This window comes from Sorangium sp. So ce327 (assembly GCF_051530205.1).
Taxonomy (GTDB): domain Bacteria; phylum Myxococcota_A; class Polyangia; order Polyangiales; family Polyangiaceae; genus Sorangium; species Sorangium cellulosum_B.
Genome location: NZ_CP150330.1, coordinates 2,002,724 through 2,017,801, shown reverse-complemented (window position 1 = coordinate 2,017,801; position 15,078 = coordinate 2,002,724). Strand labels below are relative to the sequence as shown.

Genomic DNA, 15,078 nt, shown 5'->3' with positions numbered 1-15,078 from the left:
GCCGAGGTGGGCCCGTATCCGAAGCGGGCGAGCCCCCCTCTAGAAGGCGCCTTGGAGTTGGGTTAGTACCTCGTGTTTGGCCCCCTCGGTGCTCGTGCGGTCGTCTCGGCGGTTGACGTTGAGCTGGAACTTCGTCGTCTCCGCGAAGAAGACGTTGAAGCCGAGCGTGTAGACGTCGACCCGGTTCTCTTGCACCTCGGTGCTGGGGTCGAAGAGGTCGACGCGGAGGAACGGCTGGTAGGTCTTCGGCCACCAGTCGTCGTAGCGGCCCTGGTTGCGGTAGCCCCTCAGGAACTGCTCGCCCCAGTTGTAGAAGAAGGTCGCCACGTGCGACAGGCTGGTTTGCCTCGTCTTCCGGGGGTCCTCCGCCGTCGTCCCGAGCGTCACGTCGTCCTGGCCGTAGATGAACTCGTAGGTGACGCCGATCGGATAGTGGTTGTAGTAGATGTCGCCGCCGAAGCGGCGCTTGACGCCCTTGCCGGACAGCGTCTTCTTCTCGTCCTTGAGGAACGTGTTCTGCCAGCCGATGTACGCGCTCCCGCCGAGCGTGATCTGGCGGAGGAGGGAGTTGTAGTCGGACGGCACGGTGAACGCGAGGCGGCCGATGATGTCCTTCTCGCTGTTGTCGTCGGGCGTGTTCGGCCCGCTCCCGTTGATGATGCCGATCGCGTAGGCGAGGAGGGCCGCCCGGTAGTTGTAGCCGTAGTCCACCTGCGGCAGCACGTCGCCGCGGACGATGAGCCCGAGGTCGCGCCGGTTCAGCCCGAGCTTCGTCGTGAACTGCGCGTTGGTGATCACCGGCTTCAGCTCCTCGCTCGCGGGGACCTCCAGCCCGAAGGGCAGGAGCTGCTGGCCCAGGGTGACCTGCAGGACCCAGTCCTCGGGGGCGAGGGTGGGGAGCACGGAGTACGCCAGCTGGGCGTCCAGCAGGTTGAGGAAGCTGTTGTTGCTCGCCTGCTGGGGCGAGGCGCCGAAGCGCACCGAGTAGGTCAGGTTGCGACCTTCCTCGTAGTCCTTGTAGAGGATGCCATTGAACGTGAGGGTCGCGGCGCCCGTGTCGAACGTCACCTTGCGATCCTTCGAGGTCGCCGTGTTCACCGGCTGCTCCGTCCATCCGATGCGCGCCTGGATGACGCCGCCGACGAGGAGGGAGCGGGTCGAGAGGGCGGTGTGGAGGTCGCGCTCTCGCTGCCACTGGAACTTGAAGTTCTCGAGGTCGGTGACGAGCCCTTGCAGGTCGTCGCGCGTGACGGCGTTGGGATCCGGCTCGACGAAGGCCTCCGCGGCTGCGTCGCCCGCGGGCGGAGCGCCGGGGTCCGGCGCGCCGGGGGTGGCGCCGGGAGCAGCCGGGGCGGCGGTCGCGGCGCCCGGCGCGGCGGGGGCTGCGCCAGCAGGCGCCGCAGCCGCGCCAGCGGGCGCAGGGCCCGCGGGAGGCACGGCGGCCGGCGTACGGGCCGCGCCAGCGGGCGCAGGGGCCGCGCCGGCAGGCGCCTGAGCCGCACCGGCGGGCGCAGGGGCCGCGCCGGCGGGCGCAGGCGCGGGGCGTTCACCCTGGGCTCTGCCGGGCGGGTTCTGCGCGCTCGCCTGCGTCACGCAAAGGACGACGGCCGTCGCGAGGATCGATGAGATGGCGGTTCTTGAGCGGTCGAGCAAACGCATGAATGGATCCAGAGGGGTTCGTTGATTCACAGCTACCGTCGGGCGGGGCCGCTTCCGTCGCCCCGCCCGACGCTCCACGTTCAGGCCGCCTTGCTCTTCCGCAGCTTCTGCTCGACCGCGGTCCCGGCGAAGAAGCCGGGGTTCTTGCCGGCAAAGAAGTTGTATGGATGGGTGAACACGAGATCGCGGAAGTTCGCCTCCGTGAGCGCCCCCCGCTCGACGAGGCTCCAGGTGTCCGCGAGGACCTCGGTCAGATCCGGCACGTCCCAGTGGCCGCTGTCCGACGCCCAGAAGGCGTTGAGCTGCACGCCGAGCGGGTTGACCTTCGTGTTGAACGCGTACGCGATCGTCGGGTCGTCCGCCTCCGAGCCGAAGTAGAAGTTCGGCACGTACCTGTCGCGGATGTCCTCGATCCGCTCGATGCCCGCCGCCGCGAAGTCGTCGAGCGCGCCCGGGTCCTGCGGCTGTCTCCGCGAGTTGTTCGAGACGCCGAGCGCCCCGCCGAGGACAGCGTGGATGTCGCCGAGCCGCGCCCCGACCTCCTCGCCGCCGTACTGCTGGTAGAGCGCGTACAGCAGCTCCGCGTCGATCAGATCGGGGTTGTAGTTCTGGACCGCCCTGCCATTGCGCTTCTCCCAGTGCCCCACCAGATCCGCGAACAGCGTCGCGCCCCACGCCGCCCCTCCCTCGAGGAAGCCGACGCGGAGATCGGGGAACCGGCGGGTCACGCCGCTGAAGAAGAGCGACTTCGCGAGCGCCTCGGAGGCGGAGGCGAAGTGGCCGATGTGGTTGTACATGTAGCTCGACACCGAGCTGCGGCTGGTCCACCCCATCCCGGCGGAGTGGGTGGTCAGCACCGTCCTGAGCTCGACCGCCTTGGCCCAGAACGGGTCGTAGTTGTGCTCGCTGTCCACGCCGAACGTGTCGAGCCAGTTCGCGTGCCGCGCGACGTCCGGGTGGTGCCGCGACGGGTACTTCTCGGCCACCGACCGGATCGGCCGCCGGAGGTTGCCCGGGATGAGGGCGACCTTGAGGCCGAGCTCGCGCACGGCGAACTCCAGCTCTTCGACGCCCTCCTCCGGCGTGTGCAGCGGGATGGCCGCGACAGGCGTGAGGCGGTCGGCGTACGGCCGGTACACGTCGGCGTGATAGGCGTTGACCGCGCGGATGAGCACCCGGCGCAGGTCCTCCTTGCCGACGTGGGTGGCGAACGTGGAGACGTTCGGGAAGAGAACCGCGTAGTCCGTCCCCGACTCGCCGAGCCGCTCGTGAAGCAGCCCGGGCAGCGACACCGTGGCGAGATCGAGGGTGTTCTTCGTCGGCAGCGCCCACCACGGCGGGCGGACCGAGCGCTGCGCCGCGCGCTGCTCGGGCGTGAGCTCGTACCACTCGTTGCTCAGGTAGCCGAAGCCCCGGTTGATCGCGTCGCGGAACTCGTCGACGGACCTCGCGCCGCCGTACTTCGCGATGTAATCCTCGAGGATCGGCGCGAACTCGATCGTGTGCAGATCGGTGTCGATCACCGGATAATCGAGCTTGTCGCGCACAACCCGCGAGCGAGAGGTCTTCTTGCCGTCTTTCAGCGAGAGGTGAGAGGATGAGACGCTCATGACGATGACTCCATGGCGCGATCGCGCGGTCGCGCGGCGGCCATCGGCGCCGGGCAGCCGCGCCCAGGGCGCACGAGGCCGCGCGCCGACCAGGCGCCCGCTCCTGTGCTGAGAATGTGAGAGGCCTTCGAGCTAGAGCGCCGCGAGCGCGGCGCCCCTACAGCGCGTGGCGGTCCATCGCTCGACGTCAGCGCCGATCCGGCGGGGCGCGAGCCGCCGCGAGCGCCGGGGGAGCGCCGCGGAGCGCGCTTGCGCGCCGAGCGCAGGGCGCGTCGCGACCCGACGCCACACGACGTCTGGCGCGCCCGGGAGGGCGTTCGTCAGGGTCGTGATCGCGAGGGTGGATGAGACCGCGTGAAGCGCGATCACTGGATCTTTCATGGCTTTCTTCAGATCGACTATCGCCCTGACGCATTGCACTGTGCGGACCAAGCCTTCACCGTGGCCAGCAGGGCAGGTCGGGCGGAAGCACCATCGATGCGCTCGGCCCTGTGACCGCGCCCGCACGCTCCAGCGCGCCGTCCCGGGGGAGAGCTCAGAGAGGGCTCGAAGGCCCCGACGCCTCCCGGCGACGAAGGAAACTCAGCCGCACGCGGCGCACGCCGCGCACTCTGTCAGGAAAGCAGCTCGACGCTCGTTGCGCCGCTGCGGGTTGCGTTCTGCATTCTGCATGCGGCGTACCAGCCTTACGTCCGCTTCAAAAGACACGGATCCGTTATATCGGATAAGCCCTTGCTGCTGGAGCAGCAGGCGCGTGCTGCGCGGGTGCTGCTCCAGCAGCAGCCCCCGGGCAAGGTGCGTCAAGGCCGGGACGGCGACGCGGGCGCCAGGCTCATCCCGGTCGCGAACGAGATCGCGCTCTGCAGGTCGCGGCGGGTCACGACGCCGGCGAGATCGATGTCGAGGCTGACGATGGCGTGGGACACCTCCGGCCGGATGCCCGTCAGGACGACCTGCGCCCCGAGCAGCCGGACCGCCCTCGCCACCTGCAGGAGGGCGCTCGCCGAGGCCGCGTCGATGTGCGGCACGCCGGTGACGTCGATGATCGCCACCCGCGCCTGCCGCTCGACCACCTTGCTCAGCAGGTTCTCCATCATCTGCTGCGCCCGCGCCGCGTCCAGCACGCCCACGAGCGGCAGCACGAGGACGCCCTGGCTGATGGGCACGATGGGCGTCGACAGCTCCAGGAGCGTCTTCGCCTGCAACCGGAGCGTATCCTCGAGCCGCTTCCGGTCGGTGATCACCTCGGTGAACAGCATGATCCCGCCGATCTCGCCGGTCGACTTGTACCAGGGAAAGATCTTCCAGCGCACCCAGTCGACGCTCCCGTCGGCCCGCGCGAAGGGCTCTTCATCATTCGATTCCGAGGCCCCTGCGATGCAGCGCCGGTGGATCTCCCTCCAGTGCTCGGGGATCTCGGGGAAGAGATCGTAATGACATCGGCCGATGATGTCCTTCTCCTTCATGCCGAAATCTTCCCGCCAGCGGTGACTGGCCAGGATGTAGCGCATGTCCTTGTCGAACATGGCCACAGCAGCCGGGCTGTAGGTGACAAAGACGCGCGCATGCTCCTCGCTCTGGCGCAGCTCCGCCTGGAGGCGATCCCGCGCCTCCTCGGCCTCCTCCAGCTCGCGGATGCGCTGCTTCAGCTGCTGGTTCTCCGCGACGACAGCCATGTAATCGGCATCACCGTTCATCCGCACCTCGGTTCCGTCCTGGCCTGTATATCAAAGAAGCGCGGTGCATGGCGCTCGCCCGGCGAAGGCGTTCGCCACCGAGCGAGCGGGACACGATCGCAGCGTGCGCCGCGACCCGCCCATCGCTAGCGGTAGGGCCCGCCCCCGGGGCCACGCAGGAGATTGCGCTCGATCCTTGCGCGCACCTCGTCGAGCGTGTCGATGGCCCACACCATCGTGTCCGGCGCGATCGAGGGGGCGATCGGTCCCAAGGTCACGCCGCGATCGTCGATGATCACCGGGCCAGCACGCTCGTCGAGGGCGAGGAGGGCCACACGGGCGCCGGGGTCGAGCAGCGCGGGGGTGCGGTCGGTCTGCCGCGGATCCACACGCACGTGGAAGCGGCGGTCGAACGCCTCGTCATCAACGACGATGTCCTGCCCGCCCAGCATCGTGACGAGGCCGTCGAGGAGTCGTTCGCGCCGGACGGCGAGGCCAAGGCCGAGCTCGGTCTCGAAGCTCGCGCGCGCGGTGATCCGGTGGCGGCCGCGCGCCGCGCGCGCCGAGCCGACCTCGATCGGGCCGCCCTCGATCCGGCCCGTGATCGAGAGCGGCACGCTCGCGAAGGCGAGGCCGCGCGCCGAGGCGAGCGCGCGGAGCGCCTCGGCGTGCGCGACGAGCGACGCGGCGGCGCGGAGGCCGACGCGCGCATCGTCGAGGAGCTCGACGGTCTGCGCGGCGCTGTGGGCGGCGCGCACGATCCACGCCTCATCGGTGGAGCCGTACGGCTCGGAGAGCGTGCAGCCGCCGTCGTGGATGCGGAGCTCGTAGGACGCGCGGTGCAGCGCGACGAGGTGCTCGCGGAGCGCCACGGTGAAGAGATCCCCTGTCCGGGAGGGATCATCCGCAGCGATCGAGAACTCGCTGTCGAGGTCGTCGCTGCCGGTCATGACCGCGTTCACGAAGCCCAGGGTCGTCTGCCTGCGCTCCATCTCGAGGCCCAGATCGAGGGGTGGCCGGAGCCAGCCATGGACGAGGGCGTACGGACGATCTTGTGTGTCGCTGAGCTCCACGGAGACGCGGCGCCCCGCGACGAGGCCCTTCGCTTCGCCGCCCCGCGCGTCGAGGCCGAGCGTCGCGGCCGCGGCCTGGACTTGCTGCTCCCAGCTCCTCATGCACCCACGCTATCCGCGCGATGCACCGGGCGCAATCATCGCAATCCCACGCGCCGCCGCCCGATGGACCTCGCCTCGCTGCGCCCCTGGTCTCGGTGAACGGAGGAGCGTCATTGCTCCTTCGACGCCAGAACGCCTGTGGCGCGCACCTCGATCCATGGCCGTTCGATCCCGCTTCACCCGAGGAGAAGGCAAGGAGTCCCCACGAGGGGACTCCGCGTCTCCGTGAGTGGACTGCTGTCGTGCTGCGCAGCCGCCGGGTCGCGGCGCGACTGGCAGCGTCACCGCGGGCCGCGGAGCTCGCTGCGAAGCACCGAGGTGGGCCGCGATCCGTGTCGGGGTCCGCGACCCATGCCTTCAGCGTGACGTCATGGCCAGCCGCGCAGGACGTCGAGCGCCCGGGCTTCCTGTCGCATCTCGCGCAGGAGGGCGGCGGCGACGACGCCGGGGTGCGTTCGCTCCGGCGCGGCGCCAAACGCGGCGAGGACCTCCGCGAGCGGGCGGGACGCGTCGTCTTCAGGAGGCGGCCCGCCGAGGCGCGCTGCCCCGAAGAAGAAGCTCGCGGCGTAGAAGGCGAGGGCGATGGCGCGCGCAAGGCCCGCCCGCGCGCGCTCGCCGTCGTTCGCTGGCCTCCCGAGGTACGCGTCGAGCAGCGCCTCGCGCTGCTCGGGCCGCGGGCACGCAAAGACACCGAGCTGCGCGAGATCGATGAACGGATCTCCTGCGCCCGCGTGGGTCCAGTCGACGAAGTACACGCGCTCGGCCGTCACGAGCACGTTGTTCGGGTTGAGGTCGCGATGACACGCGGCGGCGTGCGCGTGCGGCGCGCTCACACGCTCGAACTCCACGACCGTGCGCACGAGCTCGGCTGGCAGGCCAGCGCCCGAGACCGCGGCGCACTGCGCGTCGAGGGAGCGCAGGAAGTCCATGCGCGACGGGCTGCGCGGGAACGGCGGACCGTCGTGGAGCCGTCGCAACGCCGTCGCGACCCGCTCGATCTGCGCCGGATCGCGCGTCGGGCGGAGCTGTGTCCCCGCGATATGGTCCATGATCGTCACGCCCGTCCGCGCGTCCGCGTGGTGCAGGCGCGGCGCGACGCCGCGCTCGGACGCGATGCGCATGCACGCGCTCTCGCGCGCGGCGCGCTCCGGATCGCTCGGATCGAGCGCGAAGCGCTTCGCGACGTACGGCGCGCCGTCGACGACGAACGCGATCACCGCGGCGCCGGAGAACCCGCCGGAGAGCGAGGTCACGTCCTCGACCGGGCGCCCCGGAAACGTTGCCTCGAGCGCGGCGGTGAGGTCCGGGTGCAGCTCCGGGGCGCTCATGCCCCCCCCCGCGTCGAGGCGAGCCGCTTTGCGTAGAGGCGGCTCCGCGCGGCGAGATTGGCAGGCCGTGCCCAGTCCCACCCGATCGCCTTCCAGTCCGGGTCGTCGGGATCGAGCCCGAGCGACGCTACGAACGCGCGATCGGCGACGAAGAAGTGGTGTTTGTACGCGAGGAGGTAGCCGCGCGACGCCTCCGGCAGCGCCTCGACGTGGGCGCGCGCCTCCTCGTAGGTCGCGAACCAGTGGTGCAGCACGCCGCCATCCCGGCCGTAGAGCAGCGTCCCGAGCTCGGGCGCGCCGGGCTCTCCCGCGAGGGCGAGGCGCGCGCGCTCCCAGCTCGAGAAGCCGCACTCGCGCGCGACCACCGCCAGGCAGTGCTTCCGGCGGATGCCAGCAGCGGCCGCGGCGAGCGCGGCCTCGTCGGCGCGCCCGAGCTCGGGCAGCGCGCGCAGGCGCAAGAGCGCCCTGGCGTCGTTCGACGCGAGCTGCTTGTGCAAGAGCTCGGCGCGGGTCTTCAGCTCGCGAACGGGATCCATCATGGACGTCTCCTCTCGAATCGGCCGCTACCCGCTCCCTCGGCCCGAGGATGTCGACGTGGTCATGACGGTGCGAGTTGACTCGCGGTCGTCGCGTCGCAGGGTGAAAGGCTTCTTTCCGGCGGGGAGGGCGCCCCTGCGCACCCTGGCCAGACGCTAGCGCTTCGCGTCGGGGCGCGCCAGGACGAACCCAGGAGCGCGCGGGCGCTGAACGCGCAAACGGCCGAACGGGCGTCGGCGCTCCGCCCTCTCCACCTCTTCCGAGCCGAAGGTGGGAGCGCACCCTGGCGGCCTCACGCGGGCCCGCACCAGGACGCGAGCGCGCTCCTCAGATCGGCGAGGCGCGTCGCCCGTCGGGCGGCGTCGCTCGCCCACGCGACGTGCCCGTCCGGCCTCACGAGGACCGCATCGACGGCGGCGAGATCGCTCTCGGGGGCGGCCGTCGCGCGGACGACCTCGACGCGATCGCCCCACGCCGCGCCTGCCTCCCGGAGATCGACCGCGCCGGCGAGGTCGAGCAGGACGAACCGGGCCGTGTGGAGCAGCTCGTACAGCCGCGAAGCGCCGGAGTCCGTCACCAGCGCGCGATCGGGCGCCCGCCTGCCGACCCAGGGGTGCGCCTCCGCTGCCCCGCCGGTCGGATACGCGACGTCGAGCGCGCTGATCATCTCGGAGATCCGCCGATTGACGGGATCCATGGCGAGCAGCTCGCTCATCATCTGGCGGAGCGAAAGCCCCGCTTCCGAGAAGTCGCCGAGCTTGGTCTGAACCTCCGTGTTGCGCCCCAGGGCCACGCCCACGGGGTGGCGCTCGGCATGATAGCTGTCCAGGAGGTGGGGCGGCGCCCAGCCGTTCACCTCGGCCGCGAGCTTCCAGCCGAGGTTCATCGCGTCTTGCAGCCCGACGTTGAGCCCCTGGCCGCCGGCGGGAAAGTGGATGTGCGCCGCGTCGCCCGCGAGGAGGACCCGCCCGCGCCGGTACTGCTCGGCGACCCGCGTCGCATTGCCGAAGCGCGACAGCCACCGTGGATTGCGCATCCGGAAGTCCCTTCCGACGATCCGCGCGACGCCGCTCTGCAGCTCCTCGAGCGTGACCGGCTCGGACGTGCTCACGTGCACCCTTTGCGGATCGAACACGACGAAGCGATAGACGCCCTCGTGATCGCCGGGCGGAAGCGGGGCCGCCAGAACGGAGCCGCGCGAGCACGTGTGCCTCAACGGCCTGGCCGGGGGCTCGTCGAGCTCCACGTCGCCCAGGATGGCCGTCACCGTCGTCTCCGTGCCCGGAAACCCGACGCCGATCGACCGTCGTACGACGCTCCTCGCCCCGTCGCACCCCACCACGTAACGCGCGCGCTCCTCGGCCTGCCCCGCGGGGCCTTCGACCCGCAGCGCGACCTCGCCTTCCCTCTCCGCGACCTCGACGACCGAATGACCGCGCTGGATCTCGACGCCCAGCTCGCGGGCCCGCTCCTCCAAAAGCGCCTCTGTCTGGGCCTGGGCCAGCCACAGCGTGTGCGGGTGCCGCGTGTCGAGGCGCGAGAAATCGAGCGGCGTGTCGAGCCAGGCGAAATGCCCTGCAGGCACCGGCACGCCCCGGCGCTGGAAGCGGTCCACGATCCCGCGCTGATCGAGGATCTCCAGGGTCCTCGGGTGCACCGTGAGCGCGCGCGATTGCTCGGGCAGGAGCTGGATGTCCAGGCGGCGACGCTCTACTGGCACATCAAGAACAAGGAGGAGCTGCTCGACGCGATGGCGGAGGCCATGCTGGCGGGCTGCGCGGAGAGCGCGCCGGCAGCGCTCTCGGGGATGGAGCGCGCGGCGGACATGGCCGAGCGGCTCCGCGGGGCGCTCCTCGCGCACCGCGATGGGGCGCGGGTGTTCGCGGGGACCTACGTCGCGCAGGACAACACGCTGCGGGTCTCGGAGGTGCTGCTCGGCGCGCTGAGCGACGCCGGTCTCTCGCCGCGCGCCGCGGCGTGGGGGTGCTGGTCGATCGTGTACTACGTGATCGGCTTCACCCTCGAGGAGCAGGCCCTGGTGGTCCGCCCGGGAGCGGACCCCGGCAAGGCCGATCCAGCGCTCTTCCGCGAGGCGGTGGAGCGAGGAGCTTACCCGCACCTCGCGGCGGCGCTCCCGCACCTCCTGAGCACCGACACGGACGCGCGGTTCCGGTATGGACTGGAGCTACTTCTCAAGGGACTTGAAGCGGAGCTCGAAGGGGCGCCGCGACCGAGGGAGTCCAGGAGCCCGCCGCACGCCGGAGCCAAGAAGCGGGCGCCCCGCCGGAGCGGCTGACCGCCGCCGGCGCGGATGGCCGGGCCGCTCGGGTCGACGGTCGCTCCCGACCTGGACCGCGCCGCTGCCGCTGCTGTCCGGCGGCTGCGCCTACCTGGATCGAATCGCTGCGATCACGCGCGCGGAGGACCGTCCTCCCGCGGAGCTCACGACGTGCGGAGCGGCTCCGCGAGCCAGCGCACCAGCGCGTCGGCCTCCAGATCGAGCAAGGCATCCTCGACCTCGCCCGGACCGATGGCGCGGGCTCGCTCGATGATCGAGCGCTCTTCTTCGGCCGTCGGTCGCCGCCCGAGCCGCCGGGCGAAGAGCCGACCGAGCAGCTCCGCGATCGCCTGCTGCTTGCCTCGCTCCTCGCCACGCTCCTCGCCGCGTCGCTCGCCCCGTTCCTCGCCGCGTCTCTCCCCCCGCTCCTCACCGCGTCTCTCCCCCCGCTCCTCGCCGCGTCGCTCGGCCTCGATGATCATCTCCCCGATGATCGGCGTGCGCCGGAGCAGCCCCTCTTCCTTGTCCTCCACCATCATGACGAGCTCCTTCAGCAGATTATGCCCCCAGGGATCGATAGTGGCCATCACCAGGAGCGCCGTGTACAGCTCGGCCCGCTCCTCGGCGGTGGCCGCCCCCGCATGGATCTCCGCGACGATCTGCCTCAGCGCCGCCGGGGTCGCGTTCCGGGCGAGAGGCGCGAACACCAGCCAGAGCACGCTGCCGCGCGCCCGCAGCTCGGAGACCGTGCGCTGGTAGACGGCGTCGATGCGGAAGTGCGCGCCGCTGAACGGCCGCCCCGGCCACGCGATGCAGCGTTTGCCCGTCGTCGGCAGTCGCCGCCTGCGGCCCGACAGGACCACGGCGACGCTCTCGATCGGCGGCACCGCCTCCCCGTGGGCATCGAGGCGGAGCGCGGCGAAGAGGAAGCCGAGGTACTCGAAGAGGCGATCCGGAACGTCGTCGCGGAGCGCGAAGCAGAACTCGACGTGCAGCACGCGCGGCTCGCCGTCGATCCGCAAGCGAATGGCCTTGTCGACGCGACGCTCGATGTTCGTGACCTGGCTGTCGACCCAGCCGAGGACCTCGACGGAATGGCCCTCCGGGACGAGGGCGCGCACCAGGTCCTCCGGGTGCCTTCGGGCGAGGTGGCGCAAGGTGATGTCGGCGTCTCCCATGCGCGGTGTCCATGGCAGCGCGCGTACCAGGGGCATATACGGCCGAAATCAGGGGAATTCAGGGTGTGGCGTGGCGTCAGGCAGGTGGCGGCGCCATGGCGGGAGCGGGTGGCGGCCGCACGAGCTGCGGGGCTCCGGCCAAGATCGTGTTCGAGCAACCGGCCCACGGAACGTTCGTCGGAAGCGGAACTGGACAGGCCGCTTCCCCCGCCTGCCGCTCGCCGCGCTCCTGTCCTCGTCGTTCCCTCCGCTCCTGCCCGCGTTGCTCTCCCGCGCGCGATGTCAGGATCGATGCCCCGGGCCCGAGGCCGGTGGCAGAATCATCTCCGGCGGCCGGTCGCATGGCCGTCCAGGAGGGGCTCGATGCGAACGTTGATCACGACGATACTCGTGCTCGCCGCGCTCTCGGCGGGCTGCGCGGCGGAGCAGGCGGGAGCGCGGGGCAACACCCCTGGAGGCGCGGGCGCGCGCGACATCCGCCTGCCCGAGGGCGCGCGGCTCGTCGACCTGACCTATCCCTTCGACGACAAGACCATTTACTGGCCCACGGCGACGACAGGCTTCACCCACGGCACGGTGCACCACGGCAAGACCGAGGGCGGCTACTTCTACTCGGCGTACACGCTCTGCGCGCCCGAGCATGGCGGCACGCACCTCGACGCGCCCATCCACTTCGCCGAGGGCAAATCGACCGCGGACGCCGTGCCCCTCTCCCGCCTCGTGGGCTCCGCGGTGGTGGTGGACGTGTCGGCCGCCGCGGGCAGGGACAGCGACTACCTCGTGACCCTGGCGGACATCGAGGCGTTCGAGCGGGCGCACGGCGCCATCGAGCCGCGCACCATCGTGATGATCCGGACGGGCTGGGGCGCGCGCTGGCCTGACAAGAAGCGTTACCTCGGCGACGATCGGCCTGGCCACGCCGAGGCGCTGCATTTTCCGGGTATCGGCGAGGACGCCGCGCGGGCGCTCATCGAGCGGAACGTGGGGGCGGTGGGCATCGACACGGCGAGCATCGACCACGGCCCATCGAGGAGCTTCATGGCGCATCGGGCGCTGCTCGGGGCGGATATCCCGGCGTTCGAGAACGTCGCCTCGCTCGAGTCGCTGCCCCTGCGAGGCGCGCTCGTCATCGCGCTCCCGATGAAGATTCGCGCCGGCTCCGGCGGGCCGCTGCGCATCGTCGCCGTGCTGCCGCGCTGACCGCCGGAGCCGCGCCGGCGCCGGACCTAGAGGTTGATCTTGTAGTTCAGCTTGACCTCGTCGCCGTGCATCCCGCGAAACCCCCAGTCGTGGGCGGGCGACTCCGAGATACAGATCTCGATGTCCTGGTGGTCGATCCCGACCTCGTCCCGGATCTTGTCGAACAGGAGCCGCACGAGCTTCTTCTTCGTCTCGACGCTGCGCCCGGTGATCAGCGAGATCTCGATGATCGTATAGGCGTCGGTGCGCCCGCCCGGCGCCAGCATGTCCTCGCGCTCCATCGGGAAGAAGCGATGCGCCCGCTTGTCCTGCGGCATCTGCAGCGCCTCCATGACGCAGGCGTGGATCACCCTCGACAGGGCCTCCTTCACCGGATTGAGCTTCTCCTTGATTCCGTAGATCTTCACCTGAGCCATGGGGAGTTCTCCTGGAACAACGTCGATTCGCTTCAGTCGTCCGCGTCCTCGCCCTTCGGCCCGGACTGCCCCGCGGCGGCCTCCTCGCGCTCGTCCTCGGGGAGCCCCGCGTCCGCCGCGCCCGGCGCCTCCGCCGCGAGCGCCATCCGCTCGGCGAGGGGCGGCTCGGGCAGCGTGAGCAGCGGGCCGTCGCCGAGCTCGCCGATCATGTTGAGGTACGCGTTCATCGCGTGGCACACCGAGTCGGTGCGCACATAACGATCCCTGACGCTCCAGAACACCCCGCCCGCGGCCGCCTGCGGGTTCTTCACCACGAACGAGCTCTCCGGACCGTAGGTGTACTGCAAGAGCAACCGGATCGCGGCGACCACCGCGTCCTTGTACCGATCGCAGCCCTCCGTGCCCTTCTTCCGGCAATGGTGGTACACCTCCGACATCACCTCGGCGAGCCAGCCGCTCCCGCTGCTCGACAGCGACCGCTGCCAGCGGCCGTAGCGGTAGGCGTCCTCGGGCCTGCGCCACTGCCGCTTCACGAGGTCGTCGGCGCAGCGGAAGACGGCCTGCTCGGCGCGCTGGTCGCCGCCGGCCTTCGCGAAGTCGAGGAGCGACTGGACCGCCCACGAGCTCGAGATCGGGTTGGGCTTCCTGTAATCGTCGCCGAGGAAACACCCCTTCTCCGCGATCCTGGCGAGCAGGTAGTCCGCGGTCCGGGCCGCGGCGTCGAGGTACTTCTTGTTGTTCGTGGCCCGGTAGGTGCGCGACAGGGCGGAGAGGACCTGCCCCGTGTAGAGCGTCGAGTCCTTGCCCTGGACCTTCCACGCCCCGCCCTCCTGCCCGGTCAGGGCCGAGCGCACGCTGCCGTCCGGCCGCTGCATCGAGATCAGCCACTCGGCCGCGAGCACGGCGGACTCGAGGTACCTCTTGTCCTTCGTGACGCCGTGGAGCTCGAGGAGCGTGAAGATCGACTTCGACGCCGTGCCGACGACCAGCCGGCGCTCGGGCCGCTCACGCTCCAGGTCGAACGCATAAAAGAAGCCGCCGGCGGTGCGATCGCGCGCCTCGCGGCTCTGCATGCCCATCATGAAGCCGGCGGCCTCCGTCGCCAGCCGCAGCAGGCGCTCGTCGGGCTCGTAGGCGTGCAGCTTCAGCAGCGTCAGCGCCGTGGACGCGGTGTAGATCGTATGCAGCTCGCGCTCGAACCGGTCCGCGGGGGCGTGGTAGTACTTGTGAACCCCCTTGTGCCGCGGATCGATGACGCGCAGGAGATAGCCTTTGCCCTCCTCGATGCGCCGCGCGAGGAGGGGCTTGTCGAGGACGCGCACCGGCACGAGCCCCTCGACGAGCTCGACGCCCTTCCCCGGGCGCTCGACGCTCTCCACCATCGACTCGTGATGATCCGGAAGCTCCACGACCAGCCGCGCGCCCGCGAGCGCGCTCGTCATCGCCGCCGCGCCGCCCGCCGCGGCCACGGCCCTGCGCGCGGCGTCCTTCAGCGCGACGCAGAGCCCCGCGTCCGACGCCTCCCCGCGGGCGATCTGCTTCCCCTCCTGAAAGCCCATCACGACAGCGCGGAAGGGGCGTTTGGACGAGAGGGCGAGATCACACGTCACCTTGTCACCGCCCGCTGCCACCTGGCGGACGAAGGCGATGACGCGATCGCGGAAGGTGCCATTGTCGAGCTCGGCGCCCGCGCCGCCGCCCTCCGGGGCCTGGATCGCCGGATCGGGCACCCGGGGTAGGTTCGCCGCGATCTGGGCCGCGAAGCGGTCGTCGCCGGCGGGCAGGGCGCGTGGTCGACGTTCCGCACGTTCCGCACCTTCCCCACCTTCCGCGGCGCTGGCCGTCGCGGAAGCCGCGGCGGCGGGCTTCCCGGCCGCAGGGTCCTCGCTCGGCTTGCAGCCGTCACAGCCGCTCGTGACCCCACACGACAGAGCGGCGAAGGCCGCCAGGGTTGCGATGGAGAGCGCGCGAGCAGACGGCATGAACAAGGACCCCGGAAGCAGCGATTTCGACGCGTATCA

At 70.9% G+C, this 15,078-nt stretch carries 13 protein-coding genes; 2 read left to right on the top strand and 11 right to left on the bottom strand.

Annotated features, from left to right (window positions below):
- Positions 1-39: 39 nt before the first annotated feature.
- The 8 genes from WME95_RS07570 to WME95_RS07535 all read right to left on the bottom strand — a co-directional run bounded on the left by WME95_RS07570 (position 40) and on the right by WME95_RS07535 (position 9,642).
- Positions 40-1,659 carry a hypothetical protein gene (locus WME95_RS07570; RefSeq protein ID WP_437907745.1) on the bottom strand — a complete coding sequence of 540 codons (1,620 nt, stop codon included), beginning with the start codon at positions 1,657-1,659 and terminating at the stop codon, positions 40-42.
- Between the two features lie 80 nt (positions 1,660-1,739).
- Positions 1,740-3,269 (bottom strand): amidohydrolase family protein, encoded by a 1,530-nt coding sequence (locus WME95_RS07565; RefSeq protein ID WP_437907744.1) that lies wholly within the window; start codon positions 3,267-3,269, stop codon positions 1,740-1,742.
- A 132-nt stretch (positions 3,270-3,401) separates the two neighbouring features.
- Complete coding sequence (locus tag WME95_RS07560) at positions 3,402-3,650, bottom strand: hypothetical protein (RefSeq protein ID WP_437907743.1); 249 nt, start codon at positions 3,648-3,650, stop codon at positions 3,402-3,404.
- A 419-nt stretch (positions 3,651-4,069) separates the two neighbouring features.
- Entirely contained in the window at positions 4,070-4,966 is an 897-nt protein-coding gene (locus tag WME95_RS07555) for an STAS domain-containing protein (protein WP_437907742.1), read from the bottom strand.
- A 125-nt stretch (positions 4,967-5,091) separates the two neighbouring features.
- Complete coding sequence (locus WME95_RS07550; RefSeq protein ID WP_437907741.1) at positions 5,092-6,120, bottom strand: hypothetical protein; 1,029 nt, start codon at positions 6,118-6,120, stop codon at positions 5,092-5,094.
- A gap of 368 nt (positions 6,121-6,488) precedes the next feature.
- Positions 6,489-7,448, bottom strand: coding sequence for a phosphotransferase (locus WME95_RS07545; protein ID WP_437907740.1), 960 nt, complete (start codon positions 7,446-7,448; stop codon positions 6,489-6,491).
- Positions 7,445-7,987 carry a hypothetical protein gene (locus WME95_RS07540; protein ID WP_437907739.1) on the bottom strand — a complete coding sequence of 181 codons (543 nt, stop codon included), beginning with the start codon at positions 7,985-7,987 and terminating at the stop codon, positions 7,445-7,447. The genes WME95_RS07545 and WME95_RS07540 overlap by 4 nt, the downstream gene beginning before the upstream one ends.
- A 290-nt stretch (positions 7,988-8,277) precedes the next feature.
- A complete protein-coding gene (locus WME95_RS07535; RefSeq protein ID WP_437907738.1) occupies positions 8,278-9,642 on the bottom strand; it encodes an FAD-dependent monooxygenase in 1,365 nt (454 codons plus the stop codon).
- On the opposite strand from WME95_RS07535, the gene WME95_RS07530 reads away from it, so the two are divergent.
- Positions 9,637-10,281, top strand: a complete 645-nt coding sequence (locus WME95_RS07530) for a TetR/AcrR family transcriptional regulator C-terminal domain-containing protein (protein ID WP_437907737.1) — start codon at positions 9,637-9,639, stop codon at positions 10,279-10,281. The genes WME95_RS07535 and WME95_RS07530 overlap by 6 nt on opposite strands.
- 146 nt (positions 10,282-10,427) lie before the next feature.
- On the opposite strand, the gene WME95_RS07525 is transcribed toward WME95_RS07530, so the two are convergent.
- Positions 10,428-11,441, bottom strand: a complete 1,014-nt coding sequence (locus WME95_RS07525; protein WP_437907736.1) for a hypothetical protein — start codon at positions 11,439-11,441, stop codon at positions 10,428-10,430.
- A gap of 363 nt (positions 11,442-11,804) precedes the next feature.
- Here WME95_RS07525 and WME95_RS07520 point away from each other — a divergent pair, with 363 nt between their 5' ends.
- Positions 11,805-12,641 (top strand): cyclase family protein, encoded by an 837-nt coding sequence (locus tag WME95_RS07520; RefSeq protein ID WP_437907735.1) that lies wholly within the window; start codon positions 11,805-11,807, stop codon positions 12,639-12,641.
- 26 nt (positions 12,642-12,667) lie between these two features.
- Here WME95_RS07520 and WME95_RS07515 read toward each other — a convergent pair whose 3' ends face one another.
- Together WME95_RS07515 and WME95_RS07510 are read right to left on the bottom strand one after the other, a co-directional pair.
- On the bottom strand, positions 12,668-13,057 hold the full coding sequence (locus tag WME95_RS07515) for a tautomerase family protein (RefSeq protein ID WP_437907734.1): 390 nt from the start codon (positions 13,055-13,057) through the stop codon (positions 12,668-12,670).
- Positions 13,058-13,089: 32 nt separating this feature from the next.
- The gene (locus WME95_RS07510) at positions 13,090-14,787 is read right to left on the bottom strand and encodes a D-glucuronyl C5-epimerase family protein (protein ID WP_437907733.1); all 1,698 of its coding nucleotides are present in this window, start codon (positions 14,785-14,787) and stop codon (positions 13,090-13,092) included.
- Between the last annotated feature and the right edge of the window lie 291 nt (positions 14,788-15,078).

Excerpts from the sequence above, each read along its gene's own strand:
- WME95_RS07515 (WP_437907734.1), bottom strand. The coding sequence starts at position 13,057 with ATGGCTCAGGTGAAGATCTACGGAATCAAGGAGAAGCTCAATCCGGTG.
- WME95_RS07565 (WP_437907744.1), bottom strand. The coding sequence starts at position 3,269 with ATGAGCGTCTCATCCTCTCACCTCTCGCTGAAAGACGGCAAGAAGACC.
- WME95_RS07540 (WP_437907739.1), bottom strand. The coding sequence starts at position 7,987 with ATGATGGATCCCGTTCGCGAGCTGAAGACCCGCGCCGAGCTCTTGCAC.
- WME95_RS07550 (WP_437907741.1), bottom strand. The coding sequence starts at position 6,120 with ATGAGGAGCTGGGAGCAGCAAGTCCAGGCCGCGGCCGCGACGCTCGGC.
- WME95_RS07560 (WP_437907743.1), bottom strand. The coding sequence starts at position 3,650 with ATGAAAGATCCAGTGATCGCGCTTCACGCGGTCTCATCCACCCTCGCG.
- WME95_RS07570 (WP_437907745.1), bottom strand. The coding sequence starts at position 1,659 with ATGCGTTTGCTCGACCGCTCAAGAACCGCCATCTCATCGATCCTCGCG.
- WME95_RS07555 (WP_437907742.1), bottom strand. The coding sequence starts at position 4,966 with ATGAACGGTGATGCCGATTACATGGCTGTCGTCGCGGAGAACCAGCAG.
- WME95_RS07545 (WP_437907740.1), bottom strand. The coding sequence starts at position 7,448 with ATGAGCGCCCCGGAGCTGCACCCGGACCTCACCGCCGCGCTCGAGGCA.
- WME95_RS07520 (WP_437907735.1), top strand. The coding sequence starts at position 11,805 with ATGCGAACGTTGATCACGACGATACTCGTGCTCGCCGCGCTCTCGGCG.
- WME95_RS07525 (WP_437907736.1), bottom strand. The coding sequence starts at position 11,441 with ATGGGAGACGCCGACATCACCTTGCGCCACCTCGCCCGAAGGCACCCG.